The following is a 17,958-nucleotide window of genomic DNA, read 5'->3' on the forward strand; positions in this document are numbered from 1 at the left end:
CGGCGACGTGTGGGAGCCGGTCGGTGGAGCCGATCCGGTCGACGAGATCCTCATGCTGCACGGCGGGGCGCAGACCAGGAACTCGTGGAACCGTGCCGCACGGCGTCTGGCGACCGAGGGGTACCGGGTGACGACGATGGACGCGCGCGGCCATGGTGACAGCGACTGGGCGGACGACGGAGACTACGACATCCACCGCATGGTCGACGATCTGGAACTGATCGTGGCCGCGCGCTTCGCCGATCGGTTGCCCGTGATCGTCGGGGCCTCACTGGGCGGGTTGACCGGGTTGTTGGCGCTGGGGACGGCCAAGCCCGTCGCGCGGGCGCTGGTGCTGGTGGACGTCACGCCGAGGATCGAGGCGGAGGGTGTCGAGCGGATCGGGGAGTTCATGCGTTCCGGTCTGGACGGGTTCGCGGACCTCGAGGAGGCCGCGGACGCGATCGCCTCCTACCAGCCGAATCGTCGTCGTCCATCGAACCTGGACGGTCTGCGCAAGAACCTCCGACAGAAGGACGACGGCCGCTGGTACTGGCACTGGGACCCGCGTTTCGTCGCCGGCGCCACCGGTGACAACGCCCAGATCGGGAATGACTACTTCGAGGGGATCGTGCCCCACGTGTCCGAACCGACCATGCTCATCCGGGGTTCGCGATCGGACATCGTCAGTGACGAGTCGGTGGCCCACCTGCTGCGACATCTCCCGCACGCCTACACGCACGAGGTCGCGGACGCCGGCCACATGGTGGCCGGTGACGACAACGCCGTGTTCCTCGACCAACTCGAGTGGTTCCTCGCGGAGATCCTCGGCTCCCCGCCCCGACAGGGGGCGTCCGGGGAATAACCCCGATCGCGCGGCGTTGTTCCACACTGCACGGCCGTGAATACCCGCACGGGTATGGTTCGTGCGAGAAGGTCGTCGTCGGCGCGGGCTGTCCGTAGGCTGGCGACGAGAGACGACGGGACGAGAGTCGCCCCGTCCCGCTAGGAGGGCAATCGTATGACCACCGTCGACATCACGACCGCCGACTTCGAGAAGACCGTCACCGACAACGACATCGTCCTGGTGGACTTCTGGGCCGAGTGGTGCGGCCCGTGCAAGGCTTTCGGGCCGGTGTTCGAGAAGGTCTCCGGCAAGAACCCCGAGCTCACCTTCGCGAAGGTCGACACCGACGCGGAGCAGCAGCTGGGGGCGATGCTCCAGATCCAGTCGATCCCCACCCTCATGGCGTTCCGTGAGGGTATCGCCGTGTTCCGTCACTCCGGCGCGATCCCGGAGCAGGCGCTCGACGACCTGGTCGAGCAGATCAAGGGCCTCGACATGGACGAGGTCCGCAAGGCCGTCGAGGAGGCCCAGGCGCAGCAGGGCGACGCCCAGGCCTGAGTCCGTCCACTCCCGAACGGGCGCGCAAAACAGGAACACGTTCTCGAATCGGCGAACTCCGCGCCGGTGATGCGGATATCGTGATGAGAACACGTTCCAGTGGCGGGATCCCCCCGTCGCGCCCGGAGGGAGTCGAATGAAGACCAAGGCCGCCATCGCCCGTGAGCTGGGCAAGCCGTTCGAGATCGTCGAGGCCGAGCTCGACGGGCCCAACTTCGGCGAGGTGCTCGTCAAGTGGAAGGTCGTCGGCCTGTGCCATTCCGACCTCCACATCACCAGTGGTGACCTGCCCGGGCGTCTTCCGATCGTCGGCGGGCACGAGGGCGCGGGCGTCGTCGAGGCGGTCGGGGAGGGGGTGACCCACGTCCAGCCCGGCGACCACGTGGTGGGCTCGTTCATCCCGGCCTGCGGCAAGTGCTCGGCCTGCGCCCGGGGCATGACCAACCTGTGCGACGGCGGACTCAACGGCACGATCGGCGAGATGGCGGACGGCCGCTACCCGTTCGCTCTGGCCAACGGGGAAACCGCGGGCGCCATGTGCACCCTCGGCACGTTCTCCCAGTACACCGTCGCCAACATGAATTCGGTGGTCAAAATCCAGGACTGGATCCCGTTCGAGGTCGCGGCGCTCGTGGGATGCGGCGTCACCACCGGGTGGGGATCGGCCGTCTACTCCGCCGACGTCCGGGCCGGGGACACCGTCGTGGTGTTCGGCATCGGCGGCATCGGCATCAACGCGATCCAGGGCGCCAAGCACGCCGGGGCGCGGTTCATCCTCGCCATCGACACCGACGAGTCCAAGTTGGCCAAGGCCACGGAGTTCGGTGCGACCCACGTCTACACCGACGTAGAGCAGGCCAAGGCCGAGCTGCCGGGCCTGACGTGGGGCGCCATGGCGGAGAAGGCCATCATCACCATCGGTGTGGCCGATGCGAAGGTCACCGCCGACGCCACCGATATGGTGGGTAAGCGCGGGGTCGTGGTCCTGACCTCCATGGGCGGACTCGACAACCAGTCCATCAACCTCACCGGGTTGTTCGTCTCGCAGTACGAGAAGGTCATCAAGGGATCGCTGTTCGGCTCGGCCAACGCCTTCCACGACATCCCCAACATCCTTCGACTGTGGGACGAGAAGCAACTGAAACTCGACGAGCTGATCACCCACCGCTTCACCCTCGATCAGGTCAACGAGGGGTACGAGATCATGGAGTCCGGCGGCCACGGCATGGTCCGCGGGATCATCGTCCACGACGACTGATCGTCACGGTCGGGCAACGGGCTGGACATCAATACCCCCACGGGTACACTGGGTCGCGGATCGACACGCATCCGCGACAGAGCAGGAGGGCCCGGTATGGCTGACGACGAGGCGAGGACCCAGGTGCTCAACCGCCTGCGCCGGGCGCGGGGGCAGCTCAACGCGGTGATCGACATGGTCGAACAGGAGCGTCCCTGCAAGGACGTCGTCACCCAGTTGGCGGCGGTCTCCAAGGCGCTGGACCGCGCGGGGTTCAAGATCATCAGCACCAACATCCAGGAATGCCTGGCGGCGGACGGTGAGTCCGGCGAGGACGGCATCACGGTCGCCGAGCTGGAGAAGCTCTTCCTCTCGCTCGCCTGACACCCGACCACAGAAGTGAGGAGTACGACATGGACGTCGGAATCGGTACGTACACGGCGATGGGGTTCGACGAGGCGGTGGAGGCGACACGCGAAGCGCTCGCCGACCGCGGTTTCGGGATCCTGCACGAGATCGACCTCACGGCCACCCTCAAGAAGAAGATCGACAAGGACATCGAGCGCGTCCTGATCCTCGGCGCCTGCAATTCCGGGTTCGCCGGGGAGGCGTTCGACGTGAGCAAGGAGGTCGCGCTGATGCTGCCCTGCAACGTCGTGGTCCGCGAGTCTTCGGGGGGCTGCGTCATCGAGGCGCAGAACCCGGCACTGCTGGCGCAGGTCATCTCGGGTGGTCTGCAGGACATGGCTGATGAGTTGTCCGCGCAGATGCGGTCGATGATGAAGGACCTCACCCGCTGAGTAGCCTGGGGGCATGACCCAGGAGCCGAACACCGACCCGCGGGCCCTCGCCCAGCAGCGACTGGAGGCGATGGTGGGACGGGGGGAGTTGTCCCTCGCCGAGTTCTCGGACCGGGCCGCCCGGATCTGGTCCGCCACCTGCCCCTCCGAGTTGGAGGCGGCCCTGAGCGGGCTGCCGCCCGGTGCCGTCCACGGACCCGTCGCAGGGCCCCCCACCAGCACGGCTCGGCCGCCGGCGACCCGGGGGCACGGCGCGATCACCGTCGACGAGGGACAGAAGAGGACCTCGGTCTTCGACACCCTCAAGCGGGAGGGTCGGTGGTCCCTCCCGGACGACTACCGGCTGACGTCCTGGATGGGTGAGATCTTCCTCGACGCCCGCGAGGCCGTGGTCGACCGCCCACGCACGCACATCAAGCTCGATCTCTGGGCCGCCAACGCCAAGATCCTGCTCCCCCCGGGTGTCTCGGTCGCGGTGACCGGCAACCGGACGTGGTCCGAGCTCAAGATCGACGAGGGCCGCTACGACGTCCGTGGGGGCCCGCACCTGGACTTCGAGATCAACGGCTTCATGGCCGGCGTGAAGATCAAGATCCTCGCCGCGGGGGAACGGATCCCCAAGACCTGGAAGTGGTTCTAGGCAGATGAGCCGGGCCGGCGCCGCCACACCGTGTGTCGGTGCCGGACCTCGTCGTCGTGGCCGTCGTGGCGCCCCTCGACGCGGCTCCGTGGATCGGTGATCCAGTCGCCCACCTCGACCCGCTCCCAGGTGCCGTCCAGCTCCGGGGCGAGGACGGTCCCCGGGGCGTCCGCGTCGATCTCGGTGACCAGGCACTCGTCCGCCGCGACGAGCGCCGCGGCGTAGATCTGTCCGCCGCCCATGACGACGGCGTCGGGTCCGGCCGACACCAGCGCCTCGGCCACCGACAGTGCGCGCTCGGCCCCTCTGGCCGCCCATTCGGAGTCCCGGGTGCACACGATGTTGCGGCGGCCGGGCAGGGGACGGAAACGCTCCGGCAGCGAATCCCAGGTGGCCCGGCCCATCACCACCGGCAGGCCCGCGGTGGTCTGCTTGAAGAACGCGAGGTCCTCCGGGATGTGCCACGGCATGTCCCGGCCGTCGCCGATCACCCCGCCGCGGGCCTGCGCCCACACCATCCGCACCGGCACGGTCGCCTCCGTTCCGCTCAGACCGCGACCGGGGCTTTGATGCCCGGGTGGTGCTCGTACCCGACCACGTCGAAGTCCTCGAAGCGGTAGTCGAAGATCGAGTCGGCCCGGCGCACACGCAGCTCCGGGTAGGGGAAGGCCTCGCGGGACAGTTGGGTCCGCACCTGCTCGACGTGATTGTCGTAGATGTGACAGTCCCCACCGGTCCAGATGAACTCGCCCACCTCCAGTCCGACCTGCTGCGCCACCATGTGGGTGAGCAGCGAGTAGGAGGCGATGTTGAACGGCACCCCCAGGAAGAGGTCGGCGCTGCGCTGGTAGAGCTGGCAGCTCAGTTTCCCGTCGGCCACGTAGAACTGGAAGAGCAGGTGGCACGGCGGCAGGGCCATGTCCGACAGTTCGCCCACGTTCCACGCGGAGACGATGTTGCGCCGCGAATCCGGGTCGGAGCGCAGCAGGTCCACCGACGCGGCGATCTGATCGACGTGTCGACCGTCGGGTGTGGGCCAGGACCGCCACTGCACGCCGTAGACGGGCCCGAGCTCGCCGCGCTCGTCAGCCCACTCGTCCCAGATGCTCACGCCGTTCTCGCGCAACCAGCCCACGTTGGAGTCCCCGCGCAGGAACCACAGCAACTCGTAGGCCACCGACTTGAAGTGGACGCGTTTGGTGGTGATGAGGGGGAAGCCCGCCGCCAGGTCATAGCGCAGCTGATGGCCGAACAGGCTGCGGGTTCCGGTCCCCGTGCGGTCGGACTTGGGCGTGCCCTGCTCCAGGACGAGTCGGAGCAGGTCCTCGTACGGGGTGGGGACGGTCATGACCGGCAGTCTACGTTCGAGTCGCCTGCGCGGCCTGCGCGGCCAGGATGTTCTCCGTGAGCTCGGGGCGGCAGATCAGGACGTCCGGGGAGTGGGTGTCGGGTTTGTTGAACCGGATGGGCGTCCCGTCGAGGCGGGAGGCGTGCAACCCCGCCGCCAGGGCGACCCCCACAGGCGCGGCCTGGTCCCACTCGTCCTGCCCCCCGGCATGGAGATAGGCGTCCGCGTCGCCGAGCAGCACCGAGAGCATCTTGGCCCCGGCGGAACCCATGGGTCGCACCCGCAGACCGACCGCGTCGGCGACCTGGAGCGACCCGGGCGGGGGGTTGTTGCGGCTGATGACCATCGTCCCCGAGCGGGGGCCGTCCACGTAATCGACCTGATCCGAACGGAAGACGCGCCCCGAGTCGGGGAGTCCCACCGAGGCGACGGTGGGGTACCCGTCGACGACGAGCGCGACGTGGACCGACCAGTCCGAGCGGCCGGTGGAGAACTCCTTGGTGCCGTCGATCACGTCGATGATCCAGACGCGGGACTTGTCCAATCTGCTCAGGTCGTCGGAGACCCCTTCGGAGAGGGTGCCGTCGTCCGGGCGGTGCACGGCCAACACCTCGTCGGTCCAGTTCTGCGCGACCTCGTTGGCGACGCGGGCGAGCGACCGTCCGCGGAGCAGGCCTCCGGCCCGCGTGCCCCGGACGATGTCCCCGATCCCCGTGGCCAGGAAGCAGGCGAGGTCGTCGTCGTCGAGATCACGCATGCTGTCGCTGTGCATGGCAGACACTCTACGGAGGAGGGGCGGCGATCGGGACCATGTCGTAGTCGTGGGACATCATGAGTTCATGTCCGACGCACTGGAGCGGTTCCACCCGGCCACGGCCTCGTGGTTCCGTGGGGCGTTCGACCGGCCCACCCCCGCGCAGGAGGGAGCGTGGGACTCCCTCGCCAGCGGCGCCCACACGCTCGTCGTGGCCCCCACGGGATCGGGCAAGACCCTGTCGGCGTTCCTCGACTCGCTCGACCGACTGATGTTGGGTGGTGCGGGCGGCCGGGGCAGCGATGCCGACGCCTCGGCTGAGCCCCCACCCGGCACGCGCGTTCTCTACATCTCCCCGCTCAAGGCGCTGGCCGTGGACGTCGAGCGCAACCTCCGGGCGCCGCTCGCCGGTATCGCCCGGGAGGCCGCGTCCCTGGGGGTGGAGACCGCGGAGGTGACGGTGGGGATCCGCACCGGCGACACCCCACCGGAGGAGCGCCGCCGGCAACGCTCCCGGCCACCGCACGTCTTGGTCACCACTCCCGAGTCACTCTTCCTCCTGCTCACCTCGGCGGCACGGGAGACACTGGCCACTGTCGACACGGTGATCATCGACGAGATCCACGCGGTGGCGGCCAGCAAGCGCGGCGCCCATCTCGCCCTGAGTCTCGAGCGACTGGACCAGTTGCTGGTCACCCCTGCCCGGAGGGTGGGACTGTCCGCCACCGTCCGCCCCCACTCCGAGGTGGCCCGCTTCCTCGCGGGCGAGCGGCCGGTCACCGTGGTCGCGCCCGGGTCGGACAAGCGCTTCGAGCTCACGGTCCGGGTGCCCGTGGAGGACATGGCGGACCTGTCCTCGGCGAGTTCGGACGTCACGGCACCGCCCGGTACCCCGGGCGAGGGGTCGATCTGGCCGCACGTCGAGCGGCAGGTGGTGGACCTGATCACCGCCCACCGCTCGACCATCGTGTTCGTCAACTCCCGGCGGCTGGCCGAGCGGTTGACCGCGCGGCTCAACGAGATCCACGCCGAGGACACCGAGCCGGGGTCGCTGCCGCCTGCACCCGCCCGCCCACCCGCGCAGATCATGGTGCCCTCCGAGGTCTCGCGCGGAGCCCCGGCGGAGTTGGCCATGGCCCACCACGGGTCGGTCTCCAAGGAGCGCCGGGCGCTGATCGAGGACGCCCTCAAGTCGGGCCGGTTGCGCGCGGTGGTGGCCACGTCGTCGCTTGAGCTGGGGATCGACATGGGCGCGGTGGACCTGGTCGTGCAGGTCGAGTCGCCCCCCTCCGTGGCCTCGGGCCTCCAGCGGGTGGGCCGCGCCGGACACCAGGTCGGCGAGGTCTCCCGGGCGGCGGTCTTTCCCAAGCACCGCGCCGACCTCCTCCACAGCGCGGTGACCGTGGAGAGGATGGTCGCGGGTGCGATCGAGGCGATGTCGGTCATCACCAATCCGTTGGACGTCCTGGCGCAGCAGACGGTGGCCGCGTGCGCGCTCGAGACGATCGACGTGGAGGAGTGGTTCGCCGCCGTCCGCCGGACCGCCCCGTTCGCCGGGCTGCCCCGGTCGGCGTTCGACGCGACGCTGGACATGCTGGCGGGAAAGTACCCGTCGGCGGACTTCGCAGAACTCCGGCCGCGCCTCGTGTGGGATCGCGACGCCGGGACGCTGACCGGCCGACCGGGTGCACAACGCCTCGCCGTCACCTCGGGAGGCACCATTCCCGACCGCGGACTGTTCGGCGTGTTCATGGTGGGGGAGAAGGCGACGCGGGTCGGGGAGCTCGACGAGGAGATGGTCTACGAGTCGAGGGTCGGCGACGTGTTCGCCCTCGGCGCCTCGAGCTGGCGGGTCGAGGAGATCACGCACGATAGAGTGCTGGTCACGCCCGCGCCCGGCGGGACGGGACGGCTGCCGTTCTGGCTCGGGGACGACCAGGGGAGGCCCGCCGAGCTGGGCCGCGCCCTGGGCGGGTTCCTGCGCGAGGTGGGGCACGGGTCCGACGACGAGGTGGCCCCCCGCCTCGCCGCCGCCGGTCTCGACGCCAACGCGGTGGCCAATCTCCGGCGTTACCTCGCCGAACAGAGGGAGGCCACGGGACACCTGCCCAGCGACACGACCCTCGTCGTGGAACGGTTCCGGGACGAGGTGGGGGACTGGCGCATCGTGCTCCACTCGCCGTTCGGTGCGCGCGTGCACTGGCCGTGGGCGGAGGCGGTGCGTGCGCGGCTCGCCGCCGCCCACGGGTTCGACGCCGTCCCGGTGGTGTCCGACGACGGCATCATCCTGCGGGTCCCGGACACCGTCGACGACGGCGAGGTGGGCGCCCGCCCGGGAGCCGAGACGTTCGCCCTCAGCCCCGAGGAGGCCGTGGATCTGGTCACCACCCACGTGGGTGGGTCCGCGCTCTTCGCGTCCAGATTCCGGGAGTGCTCGGCGCGGGCGCTGCTCTTCCCCCGGTTGGACCCGGGTCGGCGGGCCCCGCTGTGGCAGCAGCGGCAGAAGTCGGCGCAGCTACTCGACGTGGCGCGCCGATACCCGGACTTCCCGATGATCCTCGAAGCGGTTCGTGAGTGTCTGCAGGACGTGTACGACGTCCCCGCGCTGGAACGTCTGCTGGGCGAGATCGACTCGCGCGCGGTCCGGATCGTGGAGGTCGACACCCCGAGTGCATCGCCGTTCGCGCAGTCGCTGCTCTTCGACTACATCGGTGCGTTCCTCTACGAGGGGGACTCGCCGCTCGCCGAGAAGCGGGCGGCGGCGTTGGCGATCGACCCCTCCCTCCTCGGTCAGCTCCTGGGACGCGTGGAACTCCGCGAACTGCTCGACGTGGAGGTGCTGGACGCGATCGAACGGCGGCTCCAGCACCTCGAGCCCGAGCGCGCGGCCCGAGATGCCGAGGCCGTGGCCGACCTACTGAGGCTGCTCGGCCCGCTGACGGTCGAGGAGATCGCCGAGCGGTCGACGGAACCGGAGGCCGTTCCGGGGTGGTTAGCCACGCTCGCGACCTCCTCCCGGGTGGTCACCGTCGAGCACGCCGGCCGCACCTGGTGGGCCGGGGTCGAGGACGTGCCCCGGCTCCGCGACGGGCTGGGCGTGCCCCCGCCCCCCGGGGTCTCCTCGGCCTTCCTCGATGACGTCGACGATCCCCTCGGCGAACTCATCCGCCGTTACGCGCGCACCCACGGCCCGTTCACGGTGGACGCCCTGGCGGCGCGCTTCGGGCTGGGCGCGGCCGTGGCCCGCGGGGTGCTCGAGCGGTTGACCTCGGCCGGGACTCTGCTGGCCGGTGAGTTCCGCCCGGGGGCAGCGGGCCCGGAATGGTGCGACGCCGAGGTGTTGCGCCACATCCGCCGGCGCTCCCTCGCCGCGCTGCGCAGCCAGATCGAACCGGTCTCGCACACCGCGCTGGCCCGTTTCCTGCCCGGCTGGCAGAGCTTGGGGTCCGGTTTCGGTGCCAGCACCGGCTCCGAATCCGGCGTGGACGGCGTCCTCGCCGTGGTCGAGCAGCTCGACGGGCTGGCGGTACCCGCCTCCGCTCTCGAACCACTCGTCCTCGCGCCCAGAGTCCGCGATTACTCCCCGGCGATGCTGGACGAGTTGCTCGCCGGGGGAGAGGTGCTCTGGAGCGGGCGGGGCAGAGCGGGGACCCGCGACGGCTGGGTCTCCCTGCACCCGGCCGACTCCGCGGGGGCGACCCTTCCGCTCGACCGGCCGCAGCCGGAGGGCGCCGTCCACCTCGCCGTGGCCGAGTCGCTCCGCGGCGGTGCCCTGTTCTTCCGGGACATCGTGACCACGGTGAAGGAGGCGGCTGCACAGGAGTCGACCGGGGAGGTGACCATCACCGAGGCCGTCGTGCGCGACGCCCTCTGGGACCTGGTGTGGGACGGCGTGGTCACCAACGACACCCTCTCGCCGTTGCGGGCGGTCCTGTCCGGCGGTGGGTCGTCGGGGTCGGGCACCGCCCACCGCTCTCCGCGGTCCTCGGCTCGGCCGCGTCGGGCCCGCCTCGGCCGGACCTCCATGGCCCAGTTGAACGGTGCGATGGCCGCCGGTACGCGGACGCCTCCCGTGGTGGCCGGGCGCTGGTCGCTGGTTCCGGAGCCGGTCACCGACGCGACCCTGCGCGCCCACGCCTGGGCCGAGACCCTCCTGCTGCGCCACGGCGTGGTGACCCGGGGCGCGGTGGAGGCGGAGGAGATCCCGGGCGGATTCGCTGCCGTCTACAAGGTGCTGGCGCAGATGGAGGACTCGGGTCGCTGCCGCCGTGGCTACTTCGTCGAGGGGCTGGGTGCCGCCCAGTTCGCCGCCGGCAGCACCATCGACCGGCTGCGTTCCCACGATGACACCGCCGACGACGCCCACTGGCCCTCCGGCACCGACGAGCCGATCGTGCGGGTCCTCGCCGCCACCGACCCCGCCAATCCGTATGGCGCCGCTCTGCCCTGGCCACCGGCCCCGGAGGGCGGGTCGGGTCACCGCCCGGGCCGGAAGGCCGGCGCGCTCGTGGTGCTGGTCGACGGACTGTGTGTCCTGTTCGTCGAGCGCGGTGGCCGCACCGTCCTGGTACTCGATGACCGCGCCGACGCGGTCCCACTCGCCGCGACCGCGCTGGCGGCAGCGGTGAAGTCGGGGGCCGTGGGACCACTCACCGTCACCACCATCGCCGGCGACCCCGTCCACACCTCGCCCGCCGCGGCCGCCTTCGAGAACGCCGGTTTCGGGGCGACGCCGAAGGGACTCCGCCTCCGGCGGTAAGAGACGCCGCAGCCGGCGGGAAACGACGCCGCAGCCGGCATTGAGACACCCACCTAAACCGGTTAGAATATGCGCATTAATGCATATGTAGGATGGTGGTTCGAATGGGAATGGGGCACGCACACGGGGGCGACTCCCCCGGCTCCGCCCACTCCCGCACGACCGGCCACGCCGGGGCTCGCTACCGGGTGAGGTTGGCGTGCGCTTTCGTCCTGACCTCGGTGTTCTTTGTTGTCGAGTTGATCGCGGGTGTCATCTCCGGATCCCTGGCACTACTCTCCGATGCCGGCCACATGGGGGCGGACGTGGTGGCGTTGGGCGCAGTGCTCGCGGCCACGGTGATCGCATCGCGCCCGGACCGCTCCGGACGACGGACGTTCGGCCACTATCGCGTGGAGATCTTCGCCTCCGCCCTCGCGGTGCTCATCATGGGCGGCATGGGCGTGTACGTCCTGGTCGAGGCGTTCAGCCGGCTGGGGTCGGAGGCGCACGTCGCCACCGGGACCATGCTGATCGTGGGCGCGATGGGACTGGTCGTCAACGTCGTCTCGCTGCTCCTGCTGCGCGGCGGTTCATCGGAGAGCCTCGCGGTCCGCGGCGCGTATCTCGAGGTCCTGGCCGACGCCGCCGGATCGGTGGGGGTTATCGCGGCAGCGCTGCTCATCCGGGCCACCGGATCGACGGTGTGGGACCTCGTGGTGGCCGTGGCCATCGCCGCGTTCATCGTCATCCGAGCGGGGATGCTCGGTCGGCAGGTCGTCGCGGTGCTCGCCCAGCACGCGCCCGCCGGGGTCGACCCCGCTGCGGTGGAGTCCGAACTCGCGTCGGTGCCCGGTGTGGAGGAGGTGCACGACCTGCATCTGTGGACGCTGACCTCCGGAATGGATGTCGGCACGGTCCACTTGGTGGCCGCCCCCGGGGCGCTGCATGCCGGAATCCTCGACGAGGCGCGCCGCGTCCTGCGGGAAGGCCACGGAATCGAGCACGCGACAGTGCAGATCGAGACCGCCGGCGTCGTGGAGTGCCGCGCTCTGGGATGGTGAACTCGGCGGCAGACACAGCGGCCAGGCAGACACAGCGGGCAGGCAGACACAGCGGGCAGGGGGCTGACGGTGCCGGAGGGCGATTCCGTCTACAAGGCGGCCACACGGGTCGAACGGGCATTGGCCGGACGGACCCTCGACAAGTCCGAGCTGCGAGTTCCCCGGTTCGCGGCGGTGGACCTGCGGGGCAGGACCGTGGTCACCGCCCGGTCCCGCGGCAAGCACCTCTTCGTCGTCGTCGGCCCCGACACGCAGGGTCGGGACCCGGTCACCCTGCACATCCACCTGAAGATGGAGGGCCGCATCCACATTCATCGCGCGGGAGAGCGGTGGCGGTTCCCCGCGCACACCGTCCGGCTGCTGCTGCGCGCGGGCGACGTCGAGGTGGTGGGTACCGAACTCGGATTGCTACGGGCGCTGGACCCGTCCGAGGCCGACCGCGCGGTCGACCACCTCGGCCCCGACCTGTTGGCGCGGGACTGGGACCCCGATGCCAGCGTCGCGGAGGTGCTCAGACGAATTCGGGAGCGGCCCTCCCGGACGATTGGGGAGGCACTTCTGGACCAGAGGAACCTCGCCGGGATCGGCACTGTCTATCGCGCCGAGCTCTGCTTTCTGCGGGGCCTCGACCCGAGGGAGCCGGTCGAGGCGGTGCCGGATCTACGCGCAGTGGTGATCCTCGCCCGGCGGATGCTCCTCGCCAATGCCGACCGCTCCGTCCGGGTCACGACCGGGGACACGCGACGCGGGAGGGAGCTGTGGGTGTACGGGCGGGACGGCAAACCCTGCCGCAGGTGTGGAACCCAGGTGGAGACGTTCCGACTGGGTGGCCTCGCCGATCCCGATGAACCGAGCGATTCGCTCGATCGCATCGCCTACCGCTGCCCGTCGTGCCAGCCGGGGCGTGCCACACTGGGGCCATCGCCAACGGAGGAGAACCTGTGACCGACCGCACCACGATTCTGATCACCGGAGCCAGCGCAGGTCTCGGCGAGGGTATGGCCCGTCGCTGGGCTGCGCAGGGGAAGAGCCTGGCGCTGTGCGCCCGCCGCCTCGAGCGACTCGAGGAGCTGCGCGTCGAGCTGCTGGCCGCCAACCCCTCGATCACGGTGGCTGTCCGCGAACTCGACGTGGCTGATGGCGACGCGGTGGAGCGGGTGTTCGGTGAGCTCGACGCGGAGCTCGGAGGAATCGACCGCTTTGTCCTCAACGCAGGACTCGGCAAGGGAGCGTCCATCGGCACCGGCAAGGCGCACGCCAACCGTGAGACCGCGATGGTCAACGTGATCGGCACCCTCAACCAGGCCGAGGCCGCGATGGAGCTCATGCACAAGAGGGGGGAGGGGCACCTGGTGTTCATCTCGTCCGTGAGTTCCCTGCGCGGTATGCCCAAGGCGCAGAACACGTACGGCGCCACCAAGGCGTTCGTCTCTTCGCTGGCGCAGGGTCTGCACGCCGAACTCGACAGCGCCGGCAGCCGCATCAAGGTCACCGACATCCTCCCCGGATACATCCGCACCGACATCAACCGCTCGGTCAAGACCTCACTGATGACCGAGTTCGACGAGGGGGTCGACGCTCTGGTCGCGACGATCGACGCCGAGCCCACTCGTGCACTCGTCCCCGCCAAGCCCTGGAAGGCGATCGGACCCCTGTTGACGCTCCTACCGGAGAAGGTCAGCCGCAGGTTCGTCTGACCCGCTAGAAGGGCGGCGGGTTGAGGATGTCGTCGAGCAGGGCCTGGACATCGAGCTCGACCGTGCTGACGACGGGCGCGTTCCGCCGCCACCAGCGACTGTGGTCGGCCGAGCGGGCCTCCGCCGGCCTATGTGCGCGGGCGCGCTCGGCGTTCAGGCGGAGTGCTCGGCGAGACCAATACGTGGGCTCTGGACGTGTCTCACCATCCGTGGTGGCCGGGCCCGGATTGCGCTGCTGTTGTCTATCCCAGGCACGGGACTCGTTTCGGGCGCGCTCCCGGCGGTAGGCCCCGAGCGGCCCGGAGGGTCGGGTCGTCATGGTCGCCCCATCGGGGCTGATGACGGTGAGACCTCCATCGGGCTGCAGGTCGTAGATCCAGTCGGAGAAGGTCTTGAACCGGTGGTGACGCCGACACAGACACATCAGGTTGTGCTCTTCGGTCGGCCCGCCCCGGGCAGGGTCGGTGTGGTCGAACGGCCGGACATGATCGATGTCGCAGTCCTCGGCTGGAACCGCACAACCGGGGTGGCGGCAGGTGCCGTCCCGCAGCCTGATGCGGCGGGCCAACTCGGCTCCGGGCCGGTATTTCAGGGCGCGCCGGGCGTCGTCGGCGGCGCCGATCCGAGGGTCGACCTTCTCGAAACTGGCCCCGTCGCTCGTGCTCAGCATGTCCAGCAGAGCCTGAAACGCGGCCTCGCCCGTCCTGGTGAACTCCACCCGCACCCCGTCGTCGGCGGCGGCGGTGTTGTCCGCGCCGGTGTTGTCCGCGCCGGTGTTGCCGGGAGCGATCACGGTGACCTTGGGTCGCAATGGAGCTGGGGGTTGGTTCGAGCCGCCGGGCTGCTGGCTGTCGCCGCACACAAGTGACAGCAGTGCGTCCGCGCGGCGTTCGGCCTTCGAGTAGTGGTACTCCGGGGCCGAGTCCGAAGCAGAGTCCGGCTGGCCGGTCCCCTCAGCGGAGGCTGCACTCGCAGCGGCAGCGGCAGAGGCAGCAGCATCAGAGGCGGCGTGTTCGGCAGCGCGCTGGTCGATCGCCTCGGCGAGGACCGCGGCCTCTTCGGTGGCAAGGATGGCCGACACCGTGGACATGCCGTCGGCGCCCTTGTTGATGCGCAGTCCGCGGGCGCGGCTGGCATCCTCCTTGCGCTTGCGGATGCCGTCGGCGTCGTATCGGGTGATGATCGCGTCCACCGCATCGCGAACCGCTCGCGCTCCGAGGCGCTCGCCGGCCTCCATCGCGGCCAGGTAGTCGTCAACGACCTCCTGTTGCACCTGCGCCAGGACCGAGGGGTCGACGGTGGCCATCTGGCGGGCCAGCAACTCGGCGGCTCGCTGGTCCAAGCGCCCCTCGGCCAGGGCTGCGAGGACGGCGGGGTAGCGCTGGTGCAGGTCCGCGGCGAAGGAGACCATCGATTCGGCCCGCAGAGCGGAGACGGCCATCGCCGCCACAACGTACCCGGTGGCCACATCGAACGGGTCGACCACCGCGTGGCCGGGTGGGGACTCCGGGCCGGCACCCGCGTCATCGCGGCGCAGGCACTCGAGCAGTAGGTCGTAGCAGGCTGACAATCGTCGGGCAGCGGCGCGATTCTCGGCCTCCCAGCCGGCACGAGCCGAGGCGGTCAGCCTGGTCAGCGGATCGGCTCCGGAGGAGCTGACGGAAGGGCCACCCGTGAACGGGTTCTCGTCGCCGTCCATGCCGCACCCCCGTAATTCTCCGGTGTCTTCATCCTGTCGAATATGCGTTCTATACTACGCACGTATGTTCGAATCGGCAAGGGGCGTGAGCTGTCACTTTCGAGATCCGGGCAGGAAGGGATGCGAGCGTGCACGCAGGTCAGCGGTAGGACGGGGTAGGCGGCACGGTCAGCGGTCAGTGTGCGGTCGGTGTGCGGTCAGGGGATGGAGCGGGGTTCGGGGCCCACCACGTCGAAGAGCATCGCGGTGAATTGGCCATGGGCCTCGAGTTGCCGGCGGTGAAGACGGAGCCGGCGGGGCAGCAGGGGACGCCCGGAACCGAGGACGACCGGGCACTGGTGGATCCAGACCCGGTCAAGTAGTCCCCGGTCGGCGAACTGGCCTGCGAGGTCGCCACCCCCCACCACCCAGACGTCCCCGCCGTCGGCGGCATCGACAAGGAGGGGGTGCAGATCGCCGACGTCACCGGCGAAGAACTCGACCCCGTCGACGGGATCGAGATCGCGGTGGGTGACGACCCAGCTCGGCACGGTGTAGGGCCAGACGAACGGTCTGCCGTCCTTCGTGAGGTCGCGGCGGACCCACTCGAAGGTGTTGACGCCGCAGACGATCGAACCGACGCCGGAATAGAAGCGGTCGAAGCGGAGGTCGGGGAGGGTGGGGTCGGGCTTGGTCGGTGCCCCACTGGTGGGTTCTGCCTCGCCGGAGGTCGCGAACAGCCACGAGAGGCTCTCCTCGTCGTCGGCGATATACCCGTCGAGGCTGGTGGCGGTGCAGTAGACGGTGCTCATGCGGGAATGGTCGCACCGGGGTACGACAGCCCGGCTACGACAGCCCCGAGCGGAGCCGACCAGGCTCAGCGGCGACCGCGGGCCTCTCGGTAGATCTCCACGAGAGAATCCGTGGAGGAATCGAAACCGTCCCCCGGGTGCTTCTCGGCGGTCAGGGCCCGCAGGAGCTCCCCGGCCTGCGCCTTACCCAGCTCGACCCCCCACTGGTCGAACGCGTTGATGCCCAGCACGGCGGCCTGGGTGAACACCACGTGCTCGTACAGCGCGATGAGCTGGCCGAGGACCCCGGGTGAGAGCGACGGGGCGAGGATCGTAGTGGACGGCCGGTTACCGGGCATGACCTTGTGAGGCGCGAGCTCGGGGTCGACCCCCTCCGCGAGCACCTCCTCCTCTGTCTTGCCGAACGCCAGCACGCGGGACTGGGCAAAGAGGTTGGCCACGAGCATGTCGTGCATCGAGCCGGCCCCGTCCGCGGCGGGCAGGTCCGTCACCGGGCGGGCGACACCGATGAAGTCCACCGGGACCAGCTGGGTGCCCTGGTGCAGGAGCTGGAAGAAGGCGTGCTGGCCGTTTGTGCCGGGCTCGCCCCAGTAGACCTCGCCGGTGGGGTAGGAGACGTCGGAGCCGTCGAGCCGGACCGACTTGCCGAGGGACTCCATGGTGAGCTGTTGCAGGTAGGCGGGGAAGCGGAGGAGGCCCTGGGCGTAGGGGATTACGGCCTTGGACTGGGCTCCGAGGAAGCAGGTGTACCAGATGCCGAGCAGGGCCATGAGGACCGGCGCGTTGTGTTCGGGAGCCTCGGTCGCGAAGTGCAGGTCCATGGTGTGGAAGCCCTCGAGCAGCTCCACGAACGCCGCCGGGCCCGCCGTGATCATCACCGACAGGCCGATCGCCGACGACACCGAGTACCGCCCCCCGACCCAGTCCCAGAACTCGAACATGTTCTCCGCCGCGATGCCGAAGTCGGCGACCTTCTCGGTGGCCGTCGACACCGCCACGAAGTGGGACGCGATCGCGTCCTGTGACCCGAGTGCCTCGACGAAGTGTCGGCGCGCGGCATGCGCGTTGGCCATGGTCTCCTGCGTCGTGAAGGTCTTGGAGGCCACGACCACCAGAGTGGTGGCGGGGTCGACCTCGGCGAGCACGGCCGACAGGTCGGCGGGGTCCACGTTGGAGACGTATCGTGCGCGGATGCCTGCGGTCTGGAGGTGGTGCAGGGCCTTGTCGACCATTGCGGGCCCGAGGTCGGAGCCCCCGATTCCGATGTTGACCACGGTGTCGATCCGCTCGCCCGTGTGCCCGGTCCATTCGCCGGAGCGGACCCGGTCGGCGAAATCGGCCATCCGGGTGAGGACCCCGTGGACGTCGGCCACCACGTCCTGTCCGTCGACGACGAGCTCGGCGTCGGCAGGGAGACGGAGCGCGGTGTGGAGGACGGATCGGTCCTCGGTCGTGTTGATCCGGTCGCCCCGGAACATCGCGGCCCGCTGCGCCGGCAGCCGGGCGGCGTGGGCCAGCTCGGTCAGCGCGCTCATGATGTCATCGGTAATTAGGTGCTTGGACAGGTCGATGTGCAGGTCGCCCGCGGTGACCGTCATCCGGCGACCTCGCTCCGGATCGGCGGCGAACAACTCGCGGAGGGTCACCCCACCGATCATCGGTACGAGGTCCTCGATGTCCGACCACTGCGGGGTCGTGCTGATGTCCGTCATAACCGCTCCTGCCCACTGTCGCCGCCCGGGGGTCGCCCGCCGTCCGTCTGCGAGGCTAGTCGGGAATACCGCGGCCGCGCCGCCCGTTCCAGGC

The 17,958-nt window shown here is 70.0% G+C and carries 16 protein-coding genes; 10 read left to right on the forward strand and 6 right to left on the reverse strand.

Going from position 1 to position 17,958, the window contains the following annotated elements:
• The 6 genes from H483_RS26145 to H483_RS26170 form a co-directional block, all read left to right on the forward strand.
• The coding region (locus H483_RS26145) for an alpha/beta fold hydrolase (RefSeq protein ID WP_017836246.1) at window positions 1-844 on the forward strand (844 nt) is incomplete at its 5' end.
• A gap of 156 nt (window positions 845-1,000) precedes the next feature.
• Window positions 1,001-1,384 carry a thioredoxin gene (gene trxA, locus H483_RS26150; RefSeq protein WP_017836247.1) on the forward strand — a complete coding sequence of 128 codons (384 nt, stop codon included), beginning with the start codon at window positions 1,001-1,003 and terminating at the stop codon, window positions 1,382-1,384.
• A gap of 136 nt (window positions 1,385-1,520) precedes the next feature.
• Entirely contained in the window at window positions 1,521-2,642 is a 1,122-nt protein-coding gene (locus H483_RS26155; RefSeq protein WP_017836248.1) for an NDMA-dependent alcohol dehydrogenase, read from the forward strand.
• Window positions 2,643-2,738: 96 nt separating this feature from the next.
• Window positions 2,739-3,005 (forward strand): metal-sensitive transcriptional regulator, encoded by a 267-nt coding sequence (locus H483_RS26160; RefSeq protein ID WP_017836249.1) that lies wholly within the window; start codon window positions 2,739-2,741, stop codon window positions 3,003-3,005.
• Between the two features lie 29 nt (window positions 3,006-3,034).
• Window positions 3,035-3,421: a DUF302 domain-containing protein gene (locus H483_RS26165; protein WP_017836250.1), complete on the forward strand. Its 387-nt coding sequence runs from the start codon at window positions 3,035-3,037 to the stop codon at window positions 3,419-3,421.
• Window positions 3,422-3,434: 13 nt separating this feature from the next.
• On the forward strand, window positions 3,435-4,061 hold the full coding sequence (locus H483_RS26170) for a DUF1707 domain-containing protein (protein WP_017836251.1): 627 nt from the start codon (window positions 3,435-3,437) through the stop codon (window positions 4,059-4,061).
• Here the strand turns inward: H483_RS26170 and H483_RS26175 are convergent.
• From H483_RS26175 to H483_RS26185, 3 genes are read right to left on the reverse strand one after another with little or no spacing between them, the layout of a single operon-like run.
• Window positions 4,058-4,591, reverse strand: a complete 534-nt coding sequence (locus tag H483_RS26175) for a dihydrofolate reductase (RefSeq protein WP_017836252.1) — start codon at window positions 4,589-4,591, stop codon at window positions 4,058-4,060. The two genes, H483_RS26170 and H483_RS26175, sit on opposite strands and share 4 nt — an antisense overlap.
• Before the next feature lie 17 nt (window positions 4,592-4,608).
• Window positions 4,609-5,409 carry a thymidylate synthase gene (locus tag H483_RS26180; protein WP_017836253.1) on the reverse strand — a complete coding sequence of 267 codons (801 nt, stop codon included), beginning with the start codon at window positions 5,407-5,409 and terminating at the stop codon, window positions 4,609-4,611.
• Between the two features lie 10 nt (window positions 5,410-5,419).
• Window positions 5,420-6,181: an inositol monophosphatase family protein gene (locus H483_RS26185; RefSeq protein ID WP_017836254.1), complete on the reverse strand. Its 762-nt coding sequence runs from the start codon at window positions 6,179-6,181 to the stop codon at window positions 5,420-5,422.
• A gap of 67 nt (window positions 6,182-6,248) precedes the next feature.
• On the opposite strand from H483_RS26185, the gene H483_RS26190 reads away from it, so the two are divergent.
• The 4 genes from H483_RS26190 to H483_RS26205 all read left to right on the forward strand — a co-directional run bounded on the left by H483_RS26190 (window position 6,249) and on the right by H483_RS26205 (window position 13,662).
• A complete protein-coding gene (locus H483_RS26190) occupies window positions 6,249-10,922 on the forward strand; it encodes an ATP-dependent helicase (protein ID WP_031264691.1) in 4,674 nt (1,557 codons plus the stop codon).
• A gap of 104 nt (window positions 10,923-11,026) precedes the next feature.
• A complete protein-coding gene (locus tag H483_RS26195) occupies window positions 11,027-11,965 on the forward strand; it encodes a cation diffusion facilitator family transporter (RefSeq protein WP_017836256.1) in 939 nt (312 codons plus the stop codon).
• A gap of 69 nt (window positions 11,966-12,034) precedes the next feature.
• Window positions 12,035-12,910 carry a DNA-formamidopyrimidine glycosylase family protein gene (locus tag H483_RS26200; protein ID WP_017836257.1) on the forward strand — a complete coding sequence of 292 codons (876 nt, stop codon included), beginning with the start codon at window positions 12,035-12,037 and terminating at the stop codon, window positions 12,908-12,910.
• A complete protein-coding gene (locus tag H483_RS26205; RefSeq protein ID WP_017836258.1) occupies window positions 12,907-13,662 on the forward strand; it encodes an SDR family oxidoreductase in 756 nt (251 codons plus the stop codon). The genes H483_RS26200 and H483_RS26205 overlap by 4 nt, the downstream gene beginning before the upstream one ends.
• 4 nt (window positions 13,663-13,666) lie before the next feature.
• On the opposite strand, the gene H483_RS26210 is transcribed toward H483_RS26205, so the two are convergent.
• From H483_RS26210 to pgi, 3 genes are all read right to left on the reverse strand, one after another.
• Window positions 13,667-15,361, reverse strand: coding sequence for an HNH endonuclease signature motif containing protein (locus tag H483_RS26210; protein WP_017836259.1), 1,695 nt, complete (start codon window positions 15,359-15,361; stop codon window positions 13,667-13,669).
• Window positions 15,362-15,558: 197 nt separating this feature from the next.
• Window positions 15,559-16,152, reverse strand: a complete 594-nt coding sequence (locus H483_RS26215; protein ID WP_017836260.1) for a dihydrofolate reductase family protein — start codon at window positions 16,150-16,152, stop codon at window positions 15,559-15,561.
• A gap of 65 nt (window positions 16,153-16,217) precedes the next feature.
• The gene (pgi, locus tag H483_RS26220; protein ID WP_017836261.1) at window positions 16,218-17,864 is read right to left on the reverse strand and encodes a glucose-6-phosphate isomerase; all 1,647 of its coding nucleotides are present in this window, start codon (window positions 17,862-17,864) and stop codon (window positions 16,218-16,220) included.
• Window positions 17,865-17,958 lie beyond the last annotated feature (94 nt).

This window comes from Dietzia sp. UCD-THP (genome assembly GCF_000349585.1).
GTDB classification, from domain to species: domain Bacteria; phylum Actinomycetota; class Actinomycetes; order Mycobacteriales; family Mycobacteriaceae; genus Dietzia; species Dietzia natronolimnaea_A.

Excerpts from the sequence above, each read along its gene's own strand:
- trxA (WP_017836247.1), top strand. The coding sequence starts at position 1,001 with ATGACCACCGTCGACATCACGACCGCCGACTTCGAGAAGACCGTCACC.
- H483_RS26160 (WP_017836249.1), top strand. The coding sequence starts at position 2,739 with ATGGCTGACGACGAGGCGAGGACCCAGGTGCTCAACCGCCTGCGCCGG.
- H483_RS26155 (WP_017836248.1), top strand. The coding sequence starts at position 1,521 with ATGAAGACCAAGGCCGCCATCGCCCGTGAGCTGGGCAAGCCGTTCGAG.
- H483_RS26180 (WP_017836253.1), bottom strand. The coding sequence starts at position 5,409 with ATGACCGTCCCCACCCCGTACGAGGACCTGCTCCGACTCGTCCTGGAG.
- H483_RS26215 (WP_017836260.1), bottom strand. The coding sequence starts at position 16,152 with ATGAGCACCGTCTACTGCACCGCCACCAGCCTCGACGGGTATATCGCC.
- H483_RS26185 (WP_017836254.1), bottom strand. The coding sequence starts at position 6,181 with ATGCACAGCGACAGCATGCGTGATCTCGACGACGACGACCTCGCCTGC.
- H483_RS26210 (WP_017836259.1), bottom strand. The coding sequence starts at position 15,361 with ATGGACGGCGACGAGAACCCGTTCACGGGTGGCCCTTCCGTCAGCTCC.
- H483_RS26195 (WP_017836256.1), top strand. The coding sequence starts at position 11,027 with ATGGGAATGGGGCACGCACACGGGGGCGACTCCCCCGGCTCCGCCCAC.
- H483_RS26190 (WP_031264691.1), top strand. The coding sequence starts at position 6,249 with ATGTCCGACGCACTGGAGCGGTTCCACCCGGCCACGGCCTCGTGGTTC.
- H483_RS26165 (WP_017836250.1), top strand. The coding sequence starts at position 3,035 with ATGGACGTCGGAATCGGTACGTACACGGCGATGGGGTTCGACGAGGCG.
- pgi (WP_017836261.1), bottom strand. The coding sequence starts at position 17,864 with ATGACGGACATCAGCACGACCCCGCAGTGGTCGGACATCGAGGACCTC.
- H483_RS26170 (WP_017836251.1), top strand. The coding sequence starts at position 3,435 with ATGACCCAGGAGCCGAACACCGACCCGCGGGCCCTCGCCCAGCAGCGA.